At 75.5% G+C, this 21,164-nt stretch carries 21 protein-coding genes; 15 read left to right on the top strand and 6 right to left on the bottom strand.

Annotated elements, in window-relative coordinates:
• Positions 1-9: 9 nt before the first annotated feature.
• Positions 10-1,671, bottom strand: coding sequence for an ABC transporter ATP-binding protein (locus AB0I67_RS19790; RefSeq protein WP_357925327.1), 1,662 nt, complete (start codon positions 1,669-1,671; stop codon positions 10-12).
• 173 nt (positions 1,672-1,844) lie between these two features.
• Here AB0I67_RS19790 and AB0I67_RS19785 point away from each other — a divergent pair, with 173 nt between their 5' ends.
• From AB0I67_RS19785 to speB, 7 genes are all read left to right on the top strand, one after another.
• Positions 1,845-2,780: an ABC transporter substrate-binding protein gene (locus tag AB0I67_RS19785; RefSeq protein WP_357925324.1), complete on the top strand. Its 936-nt coding sequence runs from the start codon at positions 1,845-1,847 to the stop codon at positions 2,778-2,780.
• The gene (locus AB0I67_RS19780) at positions 2,777-3,862 is read left to right on the top strand and encodes an iron chelate uptake ABC transporter family permease subunit (RefSeq protein ID WP_357925320.1); all 1,086 of its coding nucleotides are present in this window, start codon (positions 2,777-2,779) and stop codon (positions 3,860-3,862) included. Before AB0I67_RS19785 ends, AB0I67_RS19780 begins: the two co-directional genes overlap by 4 nt.
• A gap of 194 nt (positions 3,863-4,056) precedes the next feature.
• Positions 4,057-5,019 (top strand): iron chelate uptake ABC transporter family permease subunit, encoded by a 963-nt coding sequence (locus AB0I67_RS19775; protein WP_357925318.1) that lies wholly within the window; start codon positions 4,057-4,059, stop codon positions 5,017-5,019.
• Positions 5,016-5,816, top strand: coding sequence for an ABC transporter ATP-binding protein (locus tag AB0I67_RS19770; RefSeq protein WP_357925315.1), 801 nt, complete (start codon positions 5,016-5,018; stop codon positions 5,814-5,816). Before AB0I67_RS19775 ends, AB0I67_RS19770 begins: the two co-directional genes overlap by 4 nt.
• Entirely contained in the window at positions 5,816-6,565 is a 750-nt protein-coding gene (locus tag AB0I67_RS19765; protein WP_357925312.1) for a class I SAM-dependent methyltransferase, read from the top strand. The genes AB0I67_RS19770 and AB0I67_RS19765 overlap by 1 nt, the downstream gene beginning before the upstream one ends.
• A gap of 9 nt (positions 6,566-6,574) precedes the next feature.
• Positions 6,575-7,507 carry a LysR substrate-binding domain-containing protein gene (locus AB0I67_RS19760; RefSeq protein WP_357925309.1) on the top strand — a complete coding sequence of 311 codons (933 nt, stop codon included), beginning with the start codon at positions 6,575-6,577 and terminating at the stop codon, positions 7,505-7,507.
• Between the two features lie 10 nt (positions 7,508-7,517).
• Positions 7,518-8,540, top strand: a complete 1,023-nt coding sequence (speB, locus tag AB0I67_RS19755) for an agmatinase (RefSeq protein WP_357925307.1) — start codon at positions 7,518-7,520, stop codon at positions 8,538-8,540.
• Between the two features lie 63 nt (positions 8,541-8,603).
• Here speB and AB0I67_RS19750 read toward each other — a convergent pair whose 3' ends face one another.
• A complete protein-coding gene (locus AB0I67_RS19750) occupies positions 8,604-9,425 on the bottom strand; it encodes a nucleotidyltransferase domain-containing protein (RefSeq protein WP_357925304.1) in 822 nt (273 codons plus the stop codon).
• A gap of 110 nt (positions 9,426-9,535) precedes the next feature.
• On the bottom strand, positions 9,536-10,657 hold the full coding sequence (locus AB0I67_RS19745; RefSeq protein ID WP_357925301.1) for a helix-turn-helix domain-containing protein: 1,122 nt from the start codon (positions 10,655-10,657) through the stop codon (positions 9,536-9,538).
• A 178-nt stretch (positions 10,658-10,835) separates the two neighbouring features.
• Between AB0I67_RS19745 and AB0I67_RS19740 the strand changes: the two genes are divergently transcribed.
• The 7 genes from AB0I67_RS19740 (at position 10,836) to AB0I67_RS19710 (ending at position 17,316) form a co-directional block, all read left to right on the top strand.
• A complete protein-coding gene (locus AB0I67_RS19740) occupies positions 10,836-11,042 on the top strand; it encodes a hypothetical protein (protein ID WP_357925298.1) in 207 nt (68 codons plus the stop codon).
• A gap of 5 nt (positions 11,043-11,047) precedes the next feature.
• Positions 11,048-11,233 carry a hypothetical protein gene (locus AB0I67_RS19735; RefSeq protein WP_357925296.1) on the top strand — a complete coding sequence of 62 codons (186 nt, stop codon included), beginning with the start codon at positions 11,048-11,050 and terminating at the stop codon, positions 11,231-11,233.
• Between the two features lie 26 nt (positions 11,234-11,259).
• A complete protein-coding gene (locus tag AB0I67_RS19730) occupies positions 11,260-11,463 on the top strand; it encodes a hypothetical protein (protein ID WP_357925293.1) in 204 nt (67 codons plus the stop codon).
• 150 nt (positions 11,464-11,613) lie between these two features.
• On the top strand, positions 11,614-13,485 hold the full coding sequence (locus tag AB0I67_RS19725) for an alpha/beta fold hydrolase (protein ID WP_357925290.1): 1,872 nt from the start codon (positions 11,614-11,616) through the stop codon (positions 13,483-13,485).
• Positions 13,482-14,045, top strand: a complete 564-nt coding sequence (locus AB0I67_RS19720; protein ID WP_357925287.1) for a hypothetical protein — start codon at positions 13,482-13,484, stop codon at positions 14,043-14,045. Before AB0I67_RS19725 ends, AB0I67_RS19720 begins: the two co-directional genes overlap by 4 nt.
• Entirely contained in the window at positions 14,042-15,838 is a 1,797-nt protein-coding gene (locus tag AB0I67_RS19715; RefSeq protein ID WP_357925284.1) for an ABC transporter ATP-binding protein, read from the top strand. Before AB0I67_RS19720 ends, AB0I67_RS19715 begins: the two co-directional genes overlap by 4 nt.
• Entirely contained in the window at positions 15,835-17,316 is a 1,482-nt protein-coding gene (locus AB0I67_RS19710; protein ID WP_357925282.1) for an NAD(P)/FAD-dependent oxidoreductase, read from the top strand. The genes AB0I67_RS19715 and AB0I67_RS19710 overlap by 4 nt, the downstream gene beginning before the upstream one ends.
• A gap of 33 nt (positions 17,317-17,349) precedes the next feature.
• On the opposite strand, the gene AB0I67_RS19705 is transcribed toward AB0I67_RS19710, so the two are convergent.
• The 3 genes from AB0I67_RS19705 to AB0I67_RS19695 all read right to left on the bottom strand — a co-directional run bounded on the left by AB0I67_RS19705 (position 17,350) and on the right by AB0I67_RS19695 (position 20,248).
• Positions 17,350-18,339 carry a hypothetical protein gene (locus tag AB0I67_RS19705; RefSeq protein WP_357925279.1) on the bottom strand — a complete coding sequence of 330 codons (990 nt, stop codon included), beginning with the start codon at positions 18,337-18,339 and terminating at the stop codon, positions 17,350-17,352.
• 155 nt (positions 18,340-18,494) lie between these two features.
• A complete protein-coding gene (locus tag AB0I67_RS19700) occupies positions 18,495-19,124 on the bottom strand; it encodes a response regulator transcription factor (protein ID WP_357925276.1) in 630 nt (209 codons plus the stop codon).
• Positions 19,121-20,248 carry a sensor histidine kinase gene (locus tag AB0I67_RS19695; protein WP_357925273.1) on the bottom strand — a complete coding sequence of 376 codons (1,128 nt, stop codon included), beginning with the start codon at positions 20,246-20,248 and terminating at the stop codon, positions 19,121-19,123. Before AB0I67_RS19695 ends, AB0I67_RS19700 begins: the two co-directional genes overlap by 4 nt.
• Positions 20,249-20,359: 111 nt before the next feature.
• Here AB0I67_RS19695 and lgt point away from each other — a divergent pair, with 111 nt between their 5' ends.
• Positions 20,360-21,163, top strand: coding sequence for a prolipoprotein diacylglyceryl transferase (gene lgt / locus AB0I67_RS19690; protein WP_357925271.1), 804 nt, complete (start codon positions 20,360-20,362; stop codon positions 21,161-21,163).
• Position 21,164 lies beyond the last annotated feature (1 nt).

Here is a 21,164-nt window from a genome sequence, read left to right as displayed (position 1 = left end):
GGCGGGAGGTCAGTGGGCAGATGCGATGGTGTGGAGGGTGGCGGGCGGGCCGGACTCGACGACCTCGCCGCGGTCGAGGACGACGATCCGGTCGGCGTCACGCACGGTGGACAGCCGGTGCGCGATCACCAGGCAGGTACGGCCACGCCGCAGCCGGGCGAGGGCGTCCTCGCCCCGGACGTCCACGTGCGAGGTGGCCTCGTCGAGCAGCAGCACGGGCGCGTCGGCCAGCAGGGCCCGGGCGATGGCCAGCCGCTGGCGCTGCCCGCCGGACAGCGTCGCCCCACGCTCGCCCAGCCGCGTGCCGTACCCCTCGGGCAGGGCGGTGATGAAGCCGTGCGCGCCCGCGGCCCGCGCGGCGGCGGCCAGCTCGGCGTCGGAGGCCCCGGGCCTGGCCAGCCGGAGGTTGTCGGCGACGGTCCCGTGGAAGAGGTAGGTGTCCTGGGCGACCACGGCGACGCCCGCGCGCAGCGCGTCCAGGCTCAGCTCCCGCAGATCGGCGCCGCCGATCGTGATGGTCCCGCCGCCGGGGTCGAAGTGCCGCTGGAGCAGGGCGGCCAGCGTGCTCTTGCCCGCCCCCGACGGGCCGATCAGCGCGACGGTCTGGCCGCCGCCGACCCGGAAACTCACCTGGTGCACGGCAGGCCGCGCGGCTCCCGGATAGGTGAAGGTGACCCGGTCGAAGACGAGCTCCGGCCGGGGCGCGACCGTGGTGAGCGTCCCGGTGTCGCGGACCGGGAGCGGGGCCGACAGCAGCTCTTCGAGGCCGTCGACCGCGGTGATGCCGAGGTAGCCGGCGTGCCAGTACTCCGCCAGGTTCCGCACCGGGCGGAAGCACTCGACCGTGATCAGCAGCACGGCGAACACGCTCCACGCGTCGCCCGGCCGGGCGGCCACCAGCACCGCCGCCGCGGTGCCCGCCTGGACCAGGAAGGCGCTCACCCCGGTCTCGATCAGGGACACCCTCAACTGCCGCATCGTGCTCTCGTAGAGCCGCTGGGCGCGGCCGGCGAGCCCGGCGCCGACCCGCTGGACGGCGCCGAACGCCCGGAGCGTGGCCATGCCCTGGGTGGCTTCGAGGTAGTCGGCGGCCAGGTCGGCGAACGCGCTCCACCGGGCGCGGCCCCGGCGCAGCAGCGTGGCGTCCCAGAACCTCGGGATCACCAGCACCCCGGCCACCGCCGCCGCCAGCACGGCCGCCGCGGCCGGGTGGACGGTGAACAGCCAGCCCACCAGCGTGAGCGGCACGACCAGGGTGATCACGACCTGGGGCAGGTAGCGGCTGAAGTAGGCGTCCAGGCCCTCGACCCCGTCCACCAGCGTGGTCTGCACCCTGCCCGTCCGCGCGCCGGTCAGGTAGGCCGGGCCGAGCCGTCCCAGGCGCTCCACCAGCCGGTCGCGCAACCTGGCCCGGACGAGCGCGCCGGCCCAGGCGGTGACGCACTCGCGGGCCCACAGCAGGACGGCTCTGGCCGCGATCACGCCGAACGTCCAGGCGAGCAGGATCACCGCGGTCTCCGTGCGGCCTTCCGTCAGCGCGGCGAGGGTCGCGGCCAGGAGGAGGGCCTGGCCGACGTAGGCGGCGGACACCGCCAGGCCCAGGGTGACGCAGGCGGCCACGGGGGCTCGGACGCTGCCGGAGAGCTGGAGGAGGCGTCGATGGATGATCACGGGTGGCGGTTCCTTGGGGGATGGGGGCCCGAGTTGGACATTTCGGGATTGAGGTTGGCGCGGCGCCAGCCTAGATGGTAATGATTTTCATTGTCCAGATTGGCAATGATTTTCATACCGGAGGTTTCGATGCGCCCTGGAGCGCTTTTCGGCCGGGTCGGCGAGGCTGCCCGATGATCCGCGCCTTCGCCGTGGCGGCGGCCTTGACCCTGGTCGCCGCCTGCGGCTCCACCCCCGCCCAGCCCGCCCGGCAGGCCGTCTCGGTGAGTGTCGCCGATCCGGCGGGCGGGGGGCGGGTGACGCTGCCCAAGGCTCCCGAGCGCATCGTCTGCCTGACCGGGCTGTGCGACGACATCCTGGTCGAGCTGGGCCTGGTGCCCGTGGCCACGACCACGCCCAAGCTGCTGTCCAGGCCCGACTACCTGGGGGCGCGCGGGGCGGAGGTGCCGGTGGTGCCGGGCGGGTTCGGGAGCGAGGACGTCGCCGCGATCGCCCGGGCGCGTCCTGACCTGGTCATCGGGCTGGCCGGGGTGCACGACCAGCTCCGGGCGGCGGTGGAGAAGTTCGCGCCGCTGTGGGTGGTGCGGGTCAAGAGCTACGAGGACTCGATCGCCTACCTGCGGGCGGTGGGCGCCCTCACCGGCCGGGCCGGGCAGCAGGCCCAGGCCGAGCGCGTCTTCCGGACCAAGGTGGCGGACGGCAAGGCCGCCGCGCGGGCCAAGGGCCTGGCCGGGGTGCCGGTGCTGGCCATGTACGGCGGCAGCGGTTCGGTGGGCGTCAACACCACCGACGACGTGCTGGGGCACTTCCTGTCGCAGTTCTTCGGCTACCCCTGGCCGAGCAAGGGCGGTGGCTTCGAGACGGCGCAGGCCTACAGCTTGGAGGAGATCCTGGCCAAGGGGCCGCAGGTCATCTTCGTGCAGTCGTTCTCGTTCGGGGGCGGGAAGGCGGTCACCGAGACCTACCGGGAGCATCCGGTCTGGCGGCGGATTCCGGCGGTCGGGGCGGGCCGGGTGTTCGAGGTCCGGCCGGAGCTGTGGGCCTCGGGCCGGGGCACCCGCGCCTTCGGCCTCATCCTGGACGAGGCTCTCTCCAAGGCCGCCGGGTGACCCGCATCCAGGTGGTTCGGAGCGCGCTGGGTGGCCGGGGCGGCTCCCTCGGAGACTCCCCTCCCCCAGCCTCCGCGCAGGAAGGGCCGACGCGGTTCCGGGTGGGGGCGGTCGTGGTGGCCGGGGTGGTGGTGGCCGGGGTGGTGGTGGCCGGGCTGGTGGTGGCCGGGCTGAGCCTGGGGACGCCGGTCGTGGCGCCGCATCGGCTGGCCGCGGTCCTGGGCGAGCCGGGGTCGCTGGAGTACGTGGTGGTGTGGGAGCTGCGGGCGCCGCGGCTGGTGATCGCGTTGCTCGGCGGAGCCGCCATCGGCACGGCGGGGCTGCTGCTGCAGGAGTCGTTGCGCAATCCGCTGGCCGTACCCGAGCTGATCGGGGTGTCGTCGGGGGCCGCGCTGGCGGTGGCGGTGTGCGTGGTGTGGGCGTTGCCGGTGCCGGGCGGGCTGTACCCCCTGGCCGGGCTGGGCGGGGCGGCGGTGGGCGGGGCGCTGACGCTGGCCGCCGCGCGGGCGGGGCGGAGCGCGCAGAGCGTGTTGCTGATCGGGGTGGCGGTGTCGACGGCGATCCAGGCGTTGCTGCTGGCCGTGCTGGCCAGTGCCGACCGCCTGCAGTACGACCTGCTCTTCCGCTACCTGGTCGGGAGCTTGAGCGGGGTGGTGTGGGAGCAGGTGGGGCAGACGGTGCCGTGGTTCGTGGTGGCGGTGCCGCTGGTGGTGGCGTGTGTGCCGGCGTTGGGGCTGCTGCGGCTCGGCGACGAGGCCGCGGCGGCGCTCGGCGGGAAGGTCGGGCGGGCTCGGCTCGGGGTGCTGGCGGTGGCGGCGTTGCTCGCCGGGGCGGTGGTGGGGCCTTGCGGGCCGATCGCCTGGGTGGGGTTCGTGGCGCCGTTGCTGGCTCGGCGGTTGCGGCCTCGGGGGGAGGCTCGGGACTGGTTGCCGTGGACGGCCGTCGTGGGGGCGGCCCTCACCGCTGCGGCCGATCTGGCGGCGCGGGTGGCGCTGGCTCCGGTCGAGACGCCGCTCGGGGCCTGGACGGCGCTGGCCGGGGTGCTGGCCGGGGCCGTGCTGCTCCGCGGGCGGGCGGCATGAACGGGCCCGTCGAGACGGCCGGCCGCCCGGGTCGGCTGAGGTGGGCAAAGGGGGTCACCACCCGAGCGCGTCGGCTGAGGCGGACGAAGGGGGGCACTCGGGCGGGCCGGTTGAGGTGGACGAAGGGGGGCATCCGGGCGGGTCGGCTGAGGTGGGGAGGCGGAGGTTTCCGGCTGGGGTGGTCGGGGTGGGGGGTGGGGTTGCTGGTGATCGTGGGGGTGCACCTGCTGGCGTCCGGGGTGGGGCCGGGGGCGGTGATCGGGGTGGTGGACGGGGTGCCGGAGACGCTCGACGAGCGGATCCTGTGGGAGCTCGGCCTCCCCCGCCTGCTGACCGCGCTGCTGGCCGGGGCGGGGCTGGGGGTGGCGGGCCTGGTGCTGCAGGCGGCGTTGCGCAACCCGCTGGCGGCCCCGGAGTTCACCGGCGTCAACCCGGGCGCGGTGCTCGGGATCCTGGGCGGGATGACCCTGGGCGTCGTCCCGGCCGACTCGGTCACCGGGGCCCTGGCCGCCGCGGTGGCCGGCGGGACCGCGGGCGGTGGGCTGAGCTGGATGCTGGCCGCCCGCCGCGACCCAGGGCAGGTGATCGTCGCGGGCCTGCTCGGCTCGGCGGCGCTGGCCGGGCTGACCACGCTCCTGCTGGCCTACCAGCCGAGCCGGTTCGGCAACGCCCTGCGCTGGCTGGTCGGCTCGGTGGAGGGCCGGGTCTGGGACCACCTGGCCACCACCTCGGGCTGGATCCTCGGCTGGATCGCGCTGGTCTGGCTCGGTTCGGCCGCGCTGGCCGTGCTGGCCGGCGGCGACGAGCACGCCGCGGCGCTCGGGCTGCCGCCCCGCCCGGCCAGGGTGGCCGCGCTGGCGGCGGCCGTGGCGCTGGCCGCCGGGGCGGCCGGTCTGGCGGGGGCGCTGGCCTTCGTCGGCCTGATGACACCGCACGTGGCCCGCTGGGCCGCACGCCACCGGCCGAGGGCGGTGGTGCCGGTCGCCGCGCTGGCCGGGGCGGCGGCACTGGCCGGTGCCGACGCCGTCGCCCAGACCCTGACCCGGCTGCTGCCGGGCGACCTGACCCACCGGCTCGGCCTGCCCACCGGCGTGGTGACCGCGCTGGCCGGAGCCGCCGTCCTGATCGCGGTGGCGCGCAAGGAGAGAGAGTCATGACCATCGACATCCGCGGCCTCACCTACTCGTACGGCACGCGAAAGGTCCTGAAGGGAGTCGACCTGACCATCACCCCCGGCGAGTTCGTCGCGCTCGTCGGCGTGAACGGCTGCGGCAAGTCCACCCTGCTCAAGCTGATCGCCGGCCTCCTCCCGCCGGACGAGGGCGCCGTCACGCTGGACGGCACCCCGCTGCGGGCCCTCTCCCGGCGCGCGATCGCCCGCCGGCTGGCCGTCCTGCACCAGAGCCTGCCGCCGGTGCCCGGCCTGACCGTCCGTCAGCTCGTCCGGCAGGGCGGCTACCCCAGCCACGGGCCGCTCCGCATGGTGTGGCAGCCCGAGCACGACCCCGGCACCGAGGAGGCGCTCGCCCTGGCCGGCGTCACCCACCTGGCCGACCGGCTCCTGGACACCCTGTCCGGCGGTGAACGCCAGCGCACCCGCCTGGCCCTGGCCGTCGCGCAGCGGACCCGGATCCTGCTGCTCGACGAGCCCACCGCGCACCTGGACGTGCGGCACCAGCTGGAGGTCCTCACCCTCGTGCGGGAGCTGCGGGAGGCGAGGGGCCTGACGGTGGTGGCGGTGCTGCACGAGCTCGACCACGCGGCCCGCTTCGCCGAGCGGATCGTCGCCCTGCGCGACGGCCGCGTGCACGCCGACGGCCCGCCGTACCGGGTGGTGACGCCTGACCTGCTCGCGGAGGTCTTCGCGGTGCGCGGCCGGGTGGTGGCCGACGAGGTGCTCGGCGTGCCCCGTGCCCTGATCGACGACCCGCTGACCGAATCGAGGACGATCTGATGACCACTCTGTGCCCGGAGTACGCCCGCGCCTGGCTGCGGCGCTGGGACGCGCAGCAGGAACGCTACGTCGCCGAGCGGGAGCGGCGCTTCGAGGTGGTCGGCGACGTCCTGCGGCACGCGCTGGCCGATCGGCCGCGGCCGCTGGTGCTGGACCTGGGCTGCGGTCCCGGCTCGCTGGCCGTACGGCTGGCGCGGCGGCTGCCGGACGCGCGCGTGATCGGGGTGGACACCGATCCGCTGCTGCTGGCGCTGGGCCGGAGCGCCTACCCGGAGGTCGCGCGCTTCGCCGAGGCGGATCTGCGCCGGCCGGGCTGGACGGCGCGGCTCGGGCTGGAGGAGGCGGCCGACGCGGTGGTGTCGGCCACCGCGCTGCACTACCTGCCGGTGGCCGACCTCGCCGCGGTGTACGAGGAGCTGGCCGGGCTGATCCGGCCCGGCGGCCTGTTCGTCAACGCCGACAACCTCTACGACGAGCAGCCGGCCATCGCCGCCCTGGCCGCGGCGGTGCGCGGCGAGCGGGTGGGCGACGGCGAGGACTGGGCCTCCTGGTGGCGGGCGGCCGGTCAGGATCCCGTACTGGCTCCGCTGGTGGCGGCGCGCGAGGCGGGCGGGACGGTCGAGGGCGACCACCGGGTGTCCGTCGCCGTGCACGCCGCGCTCCTGCGCCAGGCGGGCTTCGCGCAGGTGGGGACGGTCTGGCAGACCGGCGACGACGTCGTCCTGGCGGCGGTGCGTCAAGCTCCATAGCCTGTATGGATGATCGACCTCCGCCAGTTCCAGGTCCTGCGCGCCGTCGCCGTGCACGGCTCGCTCGCCGGTGCCGCCCGGCACCTGCGCTTCGGCCAGCCCACGATCAGCTACCACCTGAGCGCGCTGGAGTCCCACCTGGGCGCCCGCCTGGTCGAGCGCGGCCCGGCGGGCGCGGTCCTGACCGACGTCGGGGCGATGGTGCTGGAACACGCCTCCGGGGTGCTGGACCGGGTGCAGGCGATGGAGTCGGACGTGCGGGCGAGCCTGGCGCACGGCCTGGCGACGATCCGGGTGGGCGCCTTCACCACGGCGGCGACCAAGCTGCTGCCGCGACCGCTGCGCCGGGCGGTCGCGGGCAGCGGGGTGCGGGTCGAGCTGACCGAGGCCGAGCCGCTGGACCTGCTCACCCGGGTGCGCTCGGGCGCGCTGCACTGCGCCCTGATCTACGACGTGGCCGGGGCGAAGCCGGGGTACGGGGCGGACCTGCGGGTGGAGCGGCTGTTCGACGACCCCTTCCGGCTACTGCTGCCGGCCGGGCGCGACACCCCGGACGGGCCGGTCGACCTGGCCTCGCTCGCCGGGGCGGGCTGGCTCATCTCCGAGAGCGGCTACGACCCGAGCGACCAGATCCTCATCGCCACCTGCCAGTCGCTCGGCTTCCGCCCGCGCATCGTGCTGCGCAGCGACAGCTACAGCGTGATCCACGGCTTCGTCGCCGCGGGTGACGCGGTCGCGCTGGTCCCCGAACTCGCGCTGGAGGCCGGGCACGAGGTGGTGGTGCGAGACACCGTCCAGGAGGTCGGCGCGCGGGGCATCCTGTTCGTCACCCCGGCCGGTGAAGGGCCGCCGGTGGTGGAGCGCCTGCGCGCGGAGCTCCATAGGGCGTATGGAGGGGGTCGCGACAAGCGAGGCGTTCCGCCGGGCGAGGCGGGGCTGTGACGATGCGGGTATGACCCGTTACGGCGCCATGTTCGGCCCTGACCTGACCTTCCTCGGCGTGCCGGCCTGCGCGCTCGACGAGCCGGACACCTGGGCGGACGCCGAGGTCGTCATCCTCGGCGCGCCGTACGACGGCGGCACCTCCTACCGCGCGGGCGCCCGGTTCGGCCCGGGCGCGATCCGGCAGGCCTGCTACCTGCCGCACGACGGCGTGCGCCCGTCGCTGGCCCTCGGCGTGGACGGCCTGCGCGACCTGAAGGTGACCGACGCCGGCGACGTCGAGATGTTCAGCGGCGACGCGCACGCCGCCCACGCCGCGCTGGAGCGGGCCGTGCACACCGTCGCGGCGGCCGGGAAGATCCCGTTCATCCTCGGCGGCGACCACTCCATCGCCCTGCCCAACGTCACCGGCGTCGCCCGCGCGACCGGCTGGGGGCGGGTGTCGATCCTGCACTTCGACGCGCACGCCGACACCGGCGACAGCTCGTACGGCTCGCTGATCGGGCACGGGCAGCCGATGCGCCGCCTCATCGAGTCGGGGGCCGCGCGGGGTGACCGGTTCCTGCAGATCGGGCTGCGCGGCTACTGGCCGGGGCCGGAGACGCTGCGGTGGATGGCCGGGCAGCGGATGCGGTCCTACGAGATGACCGAGGTGGTCGCGCGCGGCCTGGACGTGTGCCTGACCGAGGCGTCGCGGATCGCGCTCGACGACTGCGACGGGGTGTACCTGTCGGTGGACATCGACGTGGTCGACCCCGGGATGGCGCCCGGCACCGGCACTCCCGAGCCGGGCGGGCTCACCTCGCGGGAGCTTCTCGACGCGGTGCGGCGGCTCAGCTACGAGCTGCCGATCGTCGGGGTGGAGGTGGTGGAGGTGGCTCCGGTGCACGACCACGCGGACGTCACCGCGTTGCTGGGCAGCCGGGTGGTGCTGGAGGCCCTGTCCGGGCTGGCCCGCCAGCGGGCCGAACGACGCGGCTCGACCGGCCCCTGGGAACCGGGCGAACCACTCCTGAAGCCCTACGCGGACTGATCCCAAGCCGCCTGGACTGGAAGTCCTGCACGGACCGATTCGAAGCCGCCTGGACCAGAGGTGCTACGCGGGCTGGTCCGGGAGGCGGGCCGTGACGTCGTCGGCCAGCCGCCGCGCCGCGCCGATCATCGCCGGGAGCTCCCCGGCCAGGGCGAACACCTCCTGGACCCGGGCCTCCAGGTCCGGCGGGGCGGTGGCCAGAACCGCCGCCTCGGCGACCAGGCCCTTCTCGTTGACCACCCACCGCCGTTCGGCCCCGCAGATCCCGTGGGCCAGCACCCCGACGGCACGGAAGACGCACCCCGCGGCGTAGAAGGCGTCGCCGCGCTTGGCGCCCTTGCCGGCGGCGGTGAGGACGAACCCCGGCTCCCAGCGGGCCGCCGCGACCAGGGCCGTGCGAAGGGCGTCGGGGTAGGCCGAGACGCGTCGCCGTACCTCGGTGAGCTCCCCGGTAGGGTCGGCCAGGACCCGGCCCAGGGCCAGCTCACCGGGGTAGGACAGGGCGTAGACGCCCAGCGGGTGCCCGACCTGGTGGCCGATCTCGACGTGGCCCTCGGCGCAGTCGGCGTAGTGGCGCGCGACCCGGTCGAGGTCGCGGTAGAGCCAGTCGACCTGGGTGCCGCCGACGGTCAGCCAGCCGCCGCCGTCCACCCACGGCCCCCACCCGCCGGGTTCGGTGAGCTCGGCCGGGCCGCCGGTGAGTTCCTCGGCCGCCACGCGCAGGGCGGCGGTGTCGAGCGGGCCGCGGTAGTAGAGGCCGAGGTCCCAGTCGGAGTCGGGCCGGTGGGCGCCGCGGGCCCGGCTGCCGCCGAGGCAGACGCCGACGACCCCGTCCACCTGGGCCAGCCGGTCCGCGGTCCGCGTCAGCCAGTCAGGAAGATCCATGACTGGCCAGCATACGCACCCCTCCCGGCCAGCCGGGTCGCGCGGGACGGTCAGCCGGCGGCGGTGGGCGAGGAGGGCGGTGTAGAGGGCCGCGACGTCGCTGGGTGGTCTCAGCCGGTGGCCGTGAGGCGGTGGGCGAGGAGGGCGGTGTAGAGGGCCGCGACGTCGCCGGGGTGGTCCAGGGAGCGGCCGGTGAGCTGTTCGATCCGGCCGAGCCGGTTGCGGATGGTGTTGCGGTGGCAGTACAGCCGGCGCGCCAGCTCGGCGGTGGACTGCCCGCTCTCCATCCACGCCGCCAGCACCTCCAGCAGCGCCTCGCCGTCGGGCCGGTCGAGGACGCGGCCGAGCACCGCGGATCCGACCCGCTCGGCCAGGTCGGGGGCGGCGGCGACGAGGGCGCCGACCGGGCGGCTGTCCACGGTGGCCGCCTCGCGGCTGCCCGGCGGCAGCCCCGACCGGACGAGCTGGGCCACCCGGTAGGCGGCGGCGGTCTGCGGCAGCCGCTCGTACGGCTCGCTGATCCCGATCCGGCCGCGCCCGCCCAGCGCCGCCCGCACCCCGCGGCAGGCGGTCACGATGCCGACCTGGTCCTCGGCCCGTGACCGCCACACGCCGCGCAGCCCGATGGTCGCCAGGGCGAGCCCTGGATCGGCCACCACGCAGAGGTAGGGCCCGGTCGCCGGCAGGCCGAGCGCGTGGGCGCTCCCGCCGAGCACGCTCCAGTCGCTCACCCGTCCCTCGATGAGCGCGTCCAGCAGGAGCTGCCGCCGGTGCGCCTCCCGCTGGGCCAGGTCGAGCAGCGCCTGCTGGTAGCTCTCGGTGACGGCGACCGAGTAGGTGTCCACGAGCCTCCAGACCGAGGTCATGGAGGTGGCGAGCGTCTCCAGCGGGTAGCCGGGCTCGGCGGTCGCGCGTTCCACCATGCTCTGCCAGACGACCCGGAAGCCGATGCGGTAGGCGTGCAGGACGGTGCCCAGCGGCACGCCCTGCTCGGCGCGGCGGCGCGCGGTCTCCTTGGCCGCCCTGGCCTCGGTGGGCCGGGCCTCGGCCAGGTCGGCCAGGTGCTCGGTGAGGTTGAGCCGGTTGTCCTCGCCCACCTCGGCCAGCCGTTGCGCGGGCAGGGCGGCGTAGGTCTCGTTCTCGGCGACGATGGCGGCGAGCATCCGACCGGCCAGCGCGGGCACCTCGGGCAGCAGGCCGGCGGCGAGCCTCGCGATCCAGGGATCCTCCAACGGCCTCTCCTCTCCGGCAAGGGCGCCCAATCCTACCAATCGATCGGTAGCTGTGGCTTGGCCTGCGGTGTCCGGCAGTTTTCTGCCGGTGCACGGGCAGCTTCGTGCCACGCGACGGCCTTCCGGAGCGCCGCCCGTCCCGGCCAGGGTGGAGCCACCCCTGAACAGGAGGAGAACCATGCAGCAGTTGAGACAACCCTGGTGGGCCGACGCCGTCGGCCCGCAGGAGGCGGCCGGCCCGCTCCACGAGGGCGCCGAGGGCCGGGTCTATCTCGGTCTCGCGCCGGTCACCGCCACCCCGGCGGTGGTCACCATCGCCGGAGCGATGGTGGTGGCCTACGCGGCCGGGGCGCTGGTCGGCGAGACCCCACGGCAGCCGGGGTGATCGCGATGCTCCAGACCACGCCGCCCGCCGTCCCCGCCACCACCCGGGCGCTGGCCGAGACCGACCCGGGCTACGTCCGGGCGTCGCTCGCGCCGGTCACCGTGACGCCCGCCGTCGGCTTCGCCGCCGGAGTCGTGGCCGGCTACGCGCTGGCCAAGGCCATCGGCGCGCTCCCGCCCCAGCCGGAATGACCCGGACCCATCATCAAGGAGAACCCGTGCACGACACAGCCTTCCTGCGCCGGCCAGGCGCTCTGACCGACCTGCGGGTGGACGACCCGCACGGCCGGATCGCCACCGAGCAGGCGCCGGTCATGGCCACCCCCGGTCTGGTGGTGGGCATGGCGGTCGGCTACGCGCTGCTGAACGCCTTCGAGGCCGGCAAGGGCGCCGGCGGCATCCAGCTCCCGCAGCCGGGCTAACCGAACCGGCGGCCGGTCGGCCGGGACCCCTGGCACCGGCGCCCTCCGGTGCCCCGGCCGCCGGCTGATCCGCCGCAGTCCGCCGGTCCGGCGGTGCCTCCCGCCGCCGGACCGGCCGATCGCCCGCACTCCTTCCGGAAGGTCGTCACCATGCCCTCACCCTTCAGAACCAGGGCCGGGGCGGCGCTGTCGGCGCTGCTCGGCCCCGTCCCCCTGTCCCGCTCCCAGGCCCTGGGCGCCTCCGAGCGCCTGTCGGCGGTGACCTCGCTGCTGTCGAGCCTCGAACACCTCACCCACCGCCGGCATCGACGGCCGGGCGGGCTCAACGACTGGTCGATCTCCCGGGAGAGCTACGCCGGGCAGAGCCGGCCGGTGCGCCGGCTGCTCGACCTGGCCGCCGCCGAGCGCGTCAACACCGCCCTGCACGCCGGGCGGGTGGCCGCGAGCGCGGCGCTGCTGCTGCCCGGCCACGGCCGCTGGCGCGGGGCGGCCAACCTCTTCCTCGGCGTCAGCGGCGCGTTGCTCTACCCGGTGCACCGCTACGGCACCGACGGCTCCGACCAGGCCGCCGGTCTGGTGCAGACCGCGACCGGGCTGGCCAGGCTCTCGACCACGCCGCAGGTGCAGGACGCGCTGCTGTGGTACGTGGCGATCCAGTCGAACCTGTCCTACCTGGTCTCCGGCTGGGTGAAGCTGCTGGGCCCGGACTGGCGCAGCGGCTCGGCGCTGTCCGGGGTGATGCGCACCAGGACTTACGGCAACCGGCACGTGTGGCTGCTGACCCGGCGCTTCCCCCGCTCCGCCCGGCTCGTCGCGCACGGCGTGCTCGCGCTGGAGTGCCTGTTCCCGGTGCTCTACCTCAAGGGCGGACGGCTGACCCGGCCGGTGCTGGGCAGCGCCCTGGCCTTCCACGTGGTCAACGGGTTCGTGATGGGGCTGGGGCGGTTCATCCCGTCCTTCGCCGCGATGCACCCGGTGGTGGCCTACACCAGCACGCCGCGCAGCCATCCCGCGGTCGCCGGGCGGGACGACCGCCTGCTGGGCTCGCTCGCCCTGCTGGCCGGCGCCGCGGCCGTGGGCGCGGCCTCGGTCGCCGTCAGCCGCCGGCTGCGGGTGACCGACGGCGCCCAGGGCGGGTGGACGGTGCCGACCCGGCACGGCAACGAGCTCAGCCCCATGTCGACCGTGAGCGCCGGGGGCGCCGGTCCGGTGGTCGTCTTCGAGCACGGGCTGGGCGCTTTCCCCGCGCACTTCGGCTGGTACACGCGCGCGCTCAACGCCGCGGGCGTGGAGTGGCTGGCCTGCGCGAGGGCGGGGTACGGGCCCAGCAGGCGGCTGGCGGCGGAGCCGTACACGCTGGAGGAGTCGGTCGGCGACCTGGCCGACCTGGTGGCGGCAGCCGTACCGGAGGGGCGGCAGGTGGTGCTCGCCGGCCACTCGCTGGGCGGCGAGATCGCCCGCCGCGCGGCGGTACGGCTCGGCGAGCGCGTGCACGCGGTGGTCTACCTGGACAGCTCGCACCCCGGCCAGCTCAACCGGTCCGGGCAGCAGGACAAGAACTCCGGGATGATCGACGAGACGGTCGGCGCCCTCATGGTCAGCCTGCGGCTCGGGCTCGGGGTCCTGATGCAGACGCCGGAGTGGATCAAGAACCTGCCGGCTCCGCTGCGCGGCCGGGCGATGGCCGAGTACGCCGACCCGCGCCTGTGGACCGCGGCCCGACGCGAGTGGCGGGCCGCCGAGCGCGACTTCCGCGCCTTCGACGGCGCGCTCGACCCGCTCGACACGCACGCGCTGGTGCTGTCGGCACAGCACACCGTCGACCGCGACCCCGAGCACCTGCTCATGCACCAGGACCTCGCCGCCGCCCACGCACCGGAGCGGGTCGTGCGCACCGTCGTCGTCGAGGGCGCCGACCACGACGGCATCCTGACCAGCCCGGAACACGCCGCCCCGGCGATCCGGCACCTGCTGGACTTCCTCGCCGAGATCGGCAGCCCGGCTACGGTGGAGGTCCGATGAACGGCGCACGCGACCTGCTGGCCCGGCACTTCGGCGGCCCGGCCGGCACCGCCCGCCTGGTCGCGGGCCTGGCCCTGCTGGGCACGGTCTGCTCCCAGCACCCGCACGAGGCCTTCAGCCGGGTCATCCGGTTCGACCGCTTCGCGGCGCTCTTCCCGAACTGGCGGTTCTTCGCGCCGACCCCTGCCCAGCACGACTTCCAGTTCTACTACCGGACCCTCGACGTGGCCGGGCAGACCTCCGAGTGGCGGCCGGTGGAGCTCATCGCCGGCCGCCGGCCGCACCAGATCCTCTGGTTCCCCGAGCGCCGCGCCGAGAAGGCGGTCTTCGACCTGGGCGCCGAGATCCTCCGCTACCTCGACCGGGGCTTCGGGACGGCTCGCACCCAGCCCGCCTTCCGGCTGCTGACCGGCTACATCCGGTCAGAGATCGAGCGCTCGGGCCCGCCCGGCGTGAAGGGCTTCCAGTTCACCCTGGTCCGCAACGCGGGCTACGACGACGGCGAGGAGCCCGAGATCCTGTTCGTCTCCCCCTACACCCCGGCGGGCGGGCCGCGATGAGCGCGGGCATCGTCGGCGGCCTGGCCCGCGGCCAGCGCGCGCTGCTCGGCGGCGGGGTGCTCCTGGGCATCGTCGGCGTGGGCTTCACCCTGCTGCAGCCCGTGCTCCTGGCCCGGCTCATCGAGGCGGCCGGGCAGCACCGCCCGGTCACCGGGCTGATCGTGCTGCTGGCCGCCCTGTTCGTCGCCGACGCCGCGCTCTCGGCGGTCCAGGGCTACCTCATCGGCCGCGCCGGGGAGAACATCGTCCGCGACGCCCGGGTGACGCTGGCCGGCCGGGTGCTGCGCGCCGAGCTGGCGCACATGAACGGCCGACGCCAGGGCGACGTGCACACGCGGCTCGTCTCCGACACCTCGCTGATGAAGATCGCGCTCACCCAGAGCCTGGCCCAGATCATCCTCAACGGGCTGATCGTGCTCGGCTGCGTGGTGATGATGGCGCTGACCGACGGCTGGCTGCTGCTGGTCACCGTCGGCTGCCTGGGCACCGCCGCCGCCTGTTCGGTACGGCTGGCCCGCGGGCTGCGCCGGGCGGCTCTGGCCAACCGGGAGGACACGGGCGAGTTCGGCGCCGACCTGCAACGCGTGCTGTCGGCCCTGCCGACGGTGAAGGCGGCCGGCGCCGAGGAGCGCGAGCAGCGCCGCCTGGCCGGGCTCGCCGACCGGGCCCGCGCCTCCGGCAACCGCGTCACCGCGCTGAACGCCCTGCTCTACCCGGTCCTGAACGTGGGGCTGCAGGCGTCGCTGGCCGCGGTGATGGGCCTGGGCATGGCCCGCGTGGCCACCGGCGCCCTGGGCACCGCGGACTTCACCGCCTTCACGATGTACCTGTTCTACCTGGTCTCCCCGCTGGTCCTGGTGTTCCTGTCCCTCGGCACCTTCCAGCAGGGCCGGGCGGCCGTGCAGCGGGTGGACGAGCTGGCCGTACTGCCGCAGGAGGACCTCGGTCTCGCCCCCGGCGCGACGCTCCCGCTGCCGTCCGGCGGCGGGCCGGCGGTGGAGTTCCGCGGGGTGAGCTTCGCCTACGGCGAGCGGCCGGTGCTGGACGGCGTCTCCTTCGAGGTCCCGGCCCGCGGGCTCACCGCGCTGGTGGGCGCGTCCGGCGCGGGCAAGACCACGGTCTTCCAGCTCATCGAGCGGTTCTACCGGCCCACCGGCGGCGCGGTCCTGCTCGACGGCAGGGACATCGCCGGCCTGTCGCCGGTGCAGATCCGCGGCCGCGTCGGTTACGTGCAGCAGGACAGCGCGGCTATGCGCGGGACGCTGCGCGAGAACATCGTCTACGCCGCCCCCGACGCCGACGAGGCCGACATCCGGGAGGCCGTTGAGCTCGCCGGCCTGACCGAGGTGGTCGCCGGGTTGCCGGACGGCCTCGACACCCTCCTCGGCGACCAGGGCGTCGGGCTGTCCGGCGGGCAGCGGCAGCGGCTGTGCGTGGCTCGCGCGCTGCTGCAGAAGCCGTCGGTGATCCTCCTGGACGAGGCCACCGCGCACCTGGACTCCGACGCCGAGTCCGCGCTGCGCGACAGCCTGCGGCGCATCGCGCGCACCTGCGCCGTGGTGGCCATCGCGCACCGCATCTCCACCGTGGTGGAGGCCGACCGTATCGTGGTCCTGGACGGGGGCCGGGTGCGTGCCGTCGGCACGCACGCCGAGCTCGTGCGCGGCGACGACCTCTACCGCCGGCTCGCCGCCGCCCAGTTCGCCGAGGCGGCGGGCGCGGCGAGCAACCCGATGGACAGCACGGCGGAAGGCGGGGCGATGGCGCTTCTCGGACCCGAGCCGAGCCGATGAGCGGCCTGGACGCGGCGGTGGCCGGCAGCGAGCCCAACGACCTGGACGCGGCGGTGGTCGGCAGCGGGCCCAACGGGCTGGCCGCCGCGGTCGTGCTGGCCCGCGCCGGGCTGCGGGTGGCGGTGCACGAGGCGGCCGACACCATCGGCGGCGGGCTGCGCGGGGCGGCGCTGTTCGACTCCGAGGTGGTCCACGACCTGTGCGCGGCGGTGCACCCGATGGCGGTCGCCTCCCCGTTCTTCCGCGAGTTCGGCCTGGCCGGGCGTGGCGTGCGGATGGAGCGGCCGGAGATCAGCTACGCCCACCCGCTCGACGGCGGCCGGGCCGCGCTGGCCTGGCACGACCTCGACGCCACCTGCGCCGGGCTCGGCCCGGACGGGCCGCGCTGGCGGCGGCTGATCCAGCCGCTGCTGGCCCGCAGCCGGTCCCTGGTGGACCTGCTGCTGTCGGACCTGCGCACCCCCGCCGGTTTGGGAGTGGCGCCCGCGCTGGTGAGCCGGGTGCTGCGGCACGGCAGCCCGCTCGGCGCGCGCCACTTCCGGGGCGAGGAGGCGAGCGCGCTGCTGGCCGGGGCCGCCGCGCACACCATCGGCCCGCTGCCGTCGCTGCCCGGCGCGGCGGTCGGGCTGCTGCTGGCCCAGCTCGCCCACGGCCCCGGCTGGCCGCTGCCGCGCGGCGGCAGCTCGCGCATCGCCGAGGTGCTGGCCGACGACATCCGCGCGCACGGCGGCGTGCTGCACACCGGGGTGGAGATCACCGACCTGCGCCAGATCGGCGGCGTGCGGGCGGTCCTGCTCGACGTCTCGCCGACCGCGCTGCTCGCCCTCGCCGGCGACCGGCTGCCCCGCGGCTACGCCCGCGCGCTGCGCGGCTACCGGTACGGCCCGGCCGCCGGCAAGGCGGACTTCCTGGTGTCGGAGCCGATCCCGTGGAAGGCCGCCGACGTGGGCCGGGCGGGCACCGTGCACCTCGGCGGCACCGCGGCCGAGATCTTCCGCCAGGAGCGCGCCAACGCCCGCGGCGTAGCCGGGGAGCGGCCGTTCGTGCTGGTGGTCGATCCGGCCGTGGCCGACCCCGGCCGCGCCCGGCCCGGCCGGCGGCCGGTGTGGGCCTACGCCCACCTGCCGCCCGGCTCGGACCGGGACCCGCTGCCGCTGATCCGCGCGGCGATCGAGCGGTACGCGCCCGGGTTCACCGACACGATCGTCGCCGAGCGGGGGCTGTCCGGGGCCGGGTACGCCGCCTACAACCCCAACTACGTCGGCGGCGACATCGGCACCGGGGCGATCACCTTGCGGCAGAGCGTGCTGCGGCCGGCGCCCCGGTGGAACCCCTACCGGACTCCCCTGCCTGGCGTGTACCTGTGCTCCGCCGCGACCCCGCCGGGGCCGGGCGTGCACGGGATGTGCGGGCTGCACGCCGCCCGGGCGGTGCTGCGCCACGAGTTCGGCCTGCCGGTGCCACCGCTGAGCCCTTGAGAGCCGGTGCCGTCGCCGAGCCTTTGAAGGGTCTCAGACCCAGCCTCGTTCGCGGGCGGTCAGGGCCGCCTGCGCGCGGGTGCCGGCGTCGAGCACCCGCAGCAGCTCGGCGATGTGCCGGCGGTAGGTGCGCAGGGACATGCCGGCCCGCCGGGCGCCCACCTCGTCCTTGCTCACCGTGCACATGCAGGTGAGCACCCGGCGCTGCGTCTCGGACAACCGGACCGGCTCGCCCTGGCCGGTGACCTCGGCGAAGCCGGCGGCCGCCGCCCACAGCCGCTCGAAGAGGCTGACCACGCCGCCGACCAGCGCGCCCTCCTCGATCAGCAGCGCGCCGCGCGAGGTGTCGCCGGGGTCGATCGGGACCAGCGCCGTGCGCCGGTCGAAGACCAGCATCAGGTCCGACAGCTCCCCCGCGACCCGGACCTGCGCGCCGCCGTCGTGCAGGTCGCGCAGGTAGCCCAGGGAGACGGGGTCGTCCAGGGCCGAGGCTCGCACGAGGGTGCGCAGCCGCACGCCCCGCCGCAGGAAGCGGGCGTCGGCCGAGCGGGCGCGGGCGAGCTGCTCCGGGCTCAGCGCGTCGTACGGCTGGGCGGCCAGCACCTCGTGGCGGGCGCCGAAGGCGAGCTGGTCGAGGTGGGCGCGCACCTGCCCGGGGTCCTCCAGGCGGCGCAGGGGCGGGTCCGGGTCGCCTGCCGTACCGGCGGGGTGGTCGTCCTGGAGCGAGCGCAGGATCGGCCGGGGGTCGGCGAGCTGCCGCATGGTGCGGTGCATCGCCTCGAGTCGCTCGTCCATCAGCAGGGGGACGGCCACGCCGGGCTCGGTGGCCCAGGTGCGCTCGTCGTCGCCCTGCAGGAGGTTCAGGTCGCGCAGGCGCGAGATCGCCTGCCTGGCTCGCTCCTCGCCGATCGCCAACGCCTGGTGGGCGTCGTGCGCCGGCGTGCACGGATGTCGCAGGAAGTAGCGGTAGACGTCCTCCTCCGCGCGGGTGAGCCCGAGGACGGACATGGTGTGGCCCTGCATGTCGCTCCTTCGTCGTGGCCGGGTGCCGGAAAGAACCACGCAGCACAAAGTAGCCGCATCAGGGGCACATCTGACCTCATGGACGCTTCGCCGTCCCAACTGGGGGCGGCGGCCCGTCCGCGCGGCACGCGGCTTGTGCGGCCGCACAAGCGGGCTCAGCCGAGCCGGATGATCCCCCGCGTGGCCGCCACGGTCACCGCGGCGGTGCGGTCGTCGACGCCGAGCTTGGTGAAGACGTGCAGCAGGTGCGTCTTGACCGTCGCCTCGCTGATGCACAGGTGCGCGGCGATGGCCTTGTTGCTCAGGCCCCGGGCGACCGCGCCCAGCACCTCGATCTCCCGGCCGCTCAGCGAGCCGGGCGGCTCGGTGCGGGCCCACGACAGCACCCGGGTGGCGATGGCCGGCGACAGCGCGCTCTCCCCGCGGGCGGCCGCCCTGACCGCCTCGAAGAGCTGCTCGCGGCGGGTGTCCTTGAGCAGGTAGCCGATGGCTCCGGCGTCGATGGCGCGGGAGATGTCGCTGTCGGTGTCGTAGGTGGTCAGCACGATGACCTTGGCCGCCGGGTCGTGCTCGCGGATGCGGCTGATCGCGCTCGCGCCGTCCAGCTCGGGCATCTGCAGGTCCATCAGGGTGACGTCGGGCCGGAGTTCGAGCGCCAGCCGTACCGCGTCGGCGCCGGAGACCGCCTCGCCGACCACCTCCAGGTCGGCCTGCGTGCCGAGCATGGCGCGGATGCCGTCGCGCACCACCGGGTGGTCGTCGGCGATCAGGACCCGGACGGTCATCGCGCGGCCGCCGGGAGGCTGGCGACCACGGTGGTGCCCTCGCCGGCGGCGCTCTCCACCAGCAGCGAGCCGCCGAGCTGGGCCATCCGCTCGCGCATGATCGACAGGCCGTGGCCGGTGGCCGCGCGCCCGGGGTCGAAGCCGTCGCCGTCGTCGTGGACGTCGAGCACGATCAGGTCCTCCATGTAGGAGAGGGTCAGGGTGAGCCGCTCGGCGCGGGCGTGCCGGCGGGCGTTGGCGACCGCCTCCTGCGCCACCCGCAGCAGTTCGGCCTGGACCTGCGGCTCCAGCGGCCGGGGCGCGCCGGTGAGCACGGCGTGCGCGTCGATGCCGGTCTCGTCGCGCAGCCGGCCGGACAGCCGCCGCAGCGCCTCGGGCAGGCCGCCGTCGTCGAGCTCGCCGGGCCGCAGGGCGTGGACCACGCGGCGGCTCTCGGCGAGGTTCTCCCGGGCCGCGCGCAGGGCCTGCGTCAGGTGCCGGTCCTCCGGCAGCCGCTCCTGCGCCGCCTCCAGCAGCATGACCACGCTGGCGAAGCCCTGGGTGAGGCTGTCGTGGATGTCGCGGGCCAGCCGCTGCCGCTCGGCGGCCACGCCCGCCTGCCGTTCGGCCGCCGCGCGCGCCTCCTGGGCGGCCTGCAACTGGTCGATGAGCTGCTGGCGCTCGGCGCTCTGCCGGGCCACGGTGTAGAAGTAGCCGACCGCGGTCGCCGCGCTGATCGCGATCAGCCCGGTGATGGCCAGCTCGGTCCAGGTGATCGTCCCGCCCTCGTGGTAGCTGTGCCACAGCCAGCCGCCCGCGCACGAGACCACCGCGACCAGGCCGACGCGCAGCGCGTCCATGCAGTACGGCACCAGCACGCTCAGGCAGACCACCAGGAAGGCCGAGTCGACGGCGAACAGCCCCAGGCACAGCAGCCCGCCGCCGAGCACGTACGGCAGCGGCACCTCCCCCGCCGGGGGCGTGCGCGCCACGAACCACACCGCGTACCAGGCGGCCAGCCCGGCGACCAGCACCCAGGGCAGGATCTCGCGCACCTCCATCAGCGGCCCGGCCGAGGTCAGCACCAGCCACGAGGCGAAGAAGGCGTGCTGCCAGCGCCGCCGCGACCGCTCCCAGGACTCCACGGCACCGACGATAATCAGCCGGACGCCGGCGCGGCATCAACCAGTCGACTGACCCGGCGATCGGTGGCCCGCTCGATGTGCGCGAGCCGGGCCCGCGGCCACACTCGGAACGTGATCGCCTTTCCCAGCCCGGCCGAGTCCGTGTGGCATCTCGGCCCGCTGCCCATCCGGGCCTACTCCCTGCTGATGGTGCTCGCCGTCCTGGTCGGACTGTGGCTCACCCAGCGCCGCTGGGACGCCCGCGGCGGCGAGCCCGGCGCCGTCGGCGAGATCGCGACCTGGGCGGTGCCCTTCGGCATCGCCGGCGCGCGGATCTACCACGTGGCGACCGACTGGCCGCAGTACTTCGGCCCCGGCCGGGAGCTCTGGCGCGTCCTGGCGGTCTGGGAGGGCGGGATCAGCATCTGGGGCGCGGTCGCCGGCGGCGCGCTCGGCGCGTGGCTGGCCTGCCGCCGGCGCGGCGTCCCGCTGCGCGACTTCGCCGACGCCGTCGCGCCCGGCCTCGCCTTCGGCCAGGCCATCGCGCGCTGGGGCAACTGGTTCAACCAGGAGCTGTACGGCAGGCCGACCACGCTGCCGTGGGCGGTGGAGATCGACCCCGAGCACCGGCCGCCGGACCTGAAGGACACGGCCACCTACCACCCGGCCTTCCTCTACGAGTCGCTCTGGAACCTCGGCGTGGCCGGGCTCGTGCTCTGGGCCGAGCGGCGCTTCCGGCTGGAGCGCGGCCGGACCTTCGCGCTGTACGTGGCCGCCTACAGCTCCGGGCGGGCGTGGATCGAGTGGCTGCGGGTCGATCCCGCGCCGATCGTGCTCGGGCTGCGCTTCAACGTGTGGGTCTCGCTGCTGGCCTTCGGGGCGGCGGCCGGTTACCTGGCCGCCACCCGCTCCCGCGCCGAGCCGGTCAGAGGATGAC

It is taken from the genome of Nonomuraea sp. NPDC050310 (assembly GCF_040655795.1).
GTDB lineage: Bacteria > Actinomycetota > Actinomycetes > Streptosporangiales > Streptosporangiaceae > Nonomuraea.
This window is presented reverse-complemented; position numbering and strand designations above follow the sequence as displayed.

Bases quoted from the DNA above. Each gene is read 5' to 3' on its own strand.
- AB0I67_RS19785 (WP_357925324.1), top strand. From the start codon at position 1,845: ATGATCCGCGCCTTCGCCGTGGCGGCGGCCTTGACCCTGGTCGCCGCC.
- AB0I67_RS19770 (WP_357925315.1), top strand. From the start codon at position 5,016: ATGACCATCGACATCCGCGGCCTCACCTACTCGTACGGCACGCGAAAG.
- AB0I67_RS19765 (WP_357925312.1), top strand. From the start codon at position 5,816: ATGACCACTCTGTGCCCGGAGTACGCCCGCGCCTGGCTGCGGCGCTGG.
- AB0I67_RS19760 (WP_357925309.1), top strand. From the start codon at position 6,575: ATGATCGACCTCCGCCAGTTCCAGGTCCTGCGCGCCGTCGCCGTGCAC.
- speB (WP_357925307.1), top strand. From the start codon at position 7,518: ATGACCCGTTACGGCGCCATGTTCGGCCCTGACCTGACCTTCCTCGGC.
- AB0I67_RS19750 (WP_357925304.1), bottom strand. From the start codon at position 9,425: ATGGATCTTCCTGACTGGCTGACGCGGACCGCGGACCGGCTGGCCCAG.
- AB0I67_RS19740 (WP_357925298.1), top strand. From the start codon at position 10,836: ATGCAGCAGTTGAGACAACCCTGGTGGGCCGACGCCGTCGGCCCGCAG.
- AB0I67_RS19735 (WP_357925296.1), top strand. From the start codon at position 11,048: ATGCTCCAGACCACGCCGCCCGCCGTCCCCGCCACCACCCGGGCGCTG.
- AB0I67_RS19725 (WP_357925290.1), top strand. From the start codon at position 11,614: ATGCCCTCACCCTTCAGAACCAGGGCCGGGGCGGCGCTGTCGGCGCTG.
- AB0I67_RS19720 (WP_357925287.1), top strand. From the start codon at position 13,482: ATGAACGGCGCACGCGACCTGCTGGCCCGGCACTTCGGCGGCCCGGCC.
- AB0I67_RS19715 (WP_357925284.1), top strand. From the start codon at position 14,042: ATGAGCGCGGGCATCGTCGGCGGCCTGGCCCGCGGCCAGCGCGCGCTG.
- AB0I67_RS19710 (WP_357925282.1), top strand. From the start codon at position 15,835: ATGAGCGGCCTGGACGCGGCGGTGGCCGGCAGCGAGCCCAACGACCTG.
- AB0I67_RS19705 (WP_357925279.1), bottom strand. From the start codon at position 18,339: ATGCAGGGCCACACCATGTCCGTCCTCGGGCTCACCCGCGCGGAGGAG.
- AB0I67_RS19700 (WP_357925276.1), bottom strand. From the start codon at position 19,124: ATGACCGTCCGGGTCCTGATCGCCGACGACCACCCGGTGGTGCGCGAC.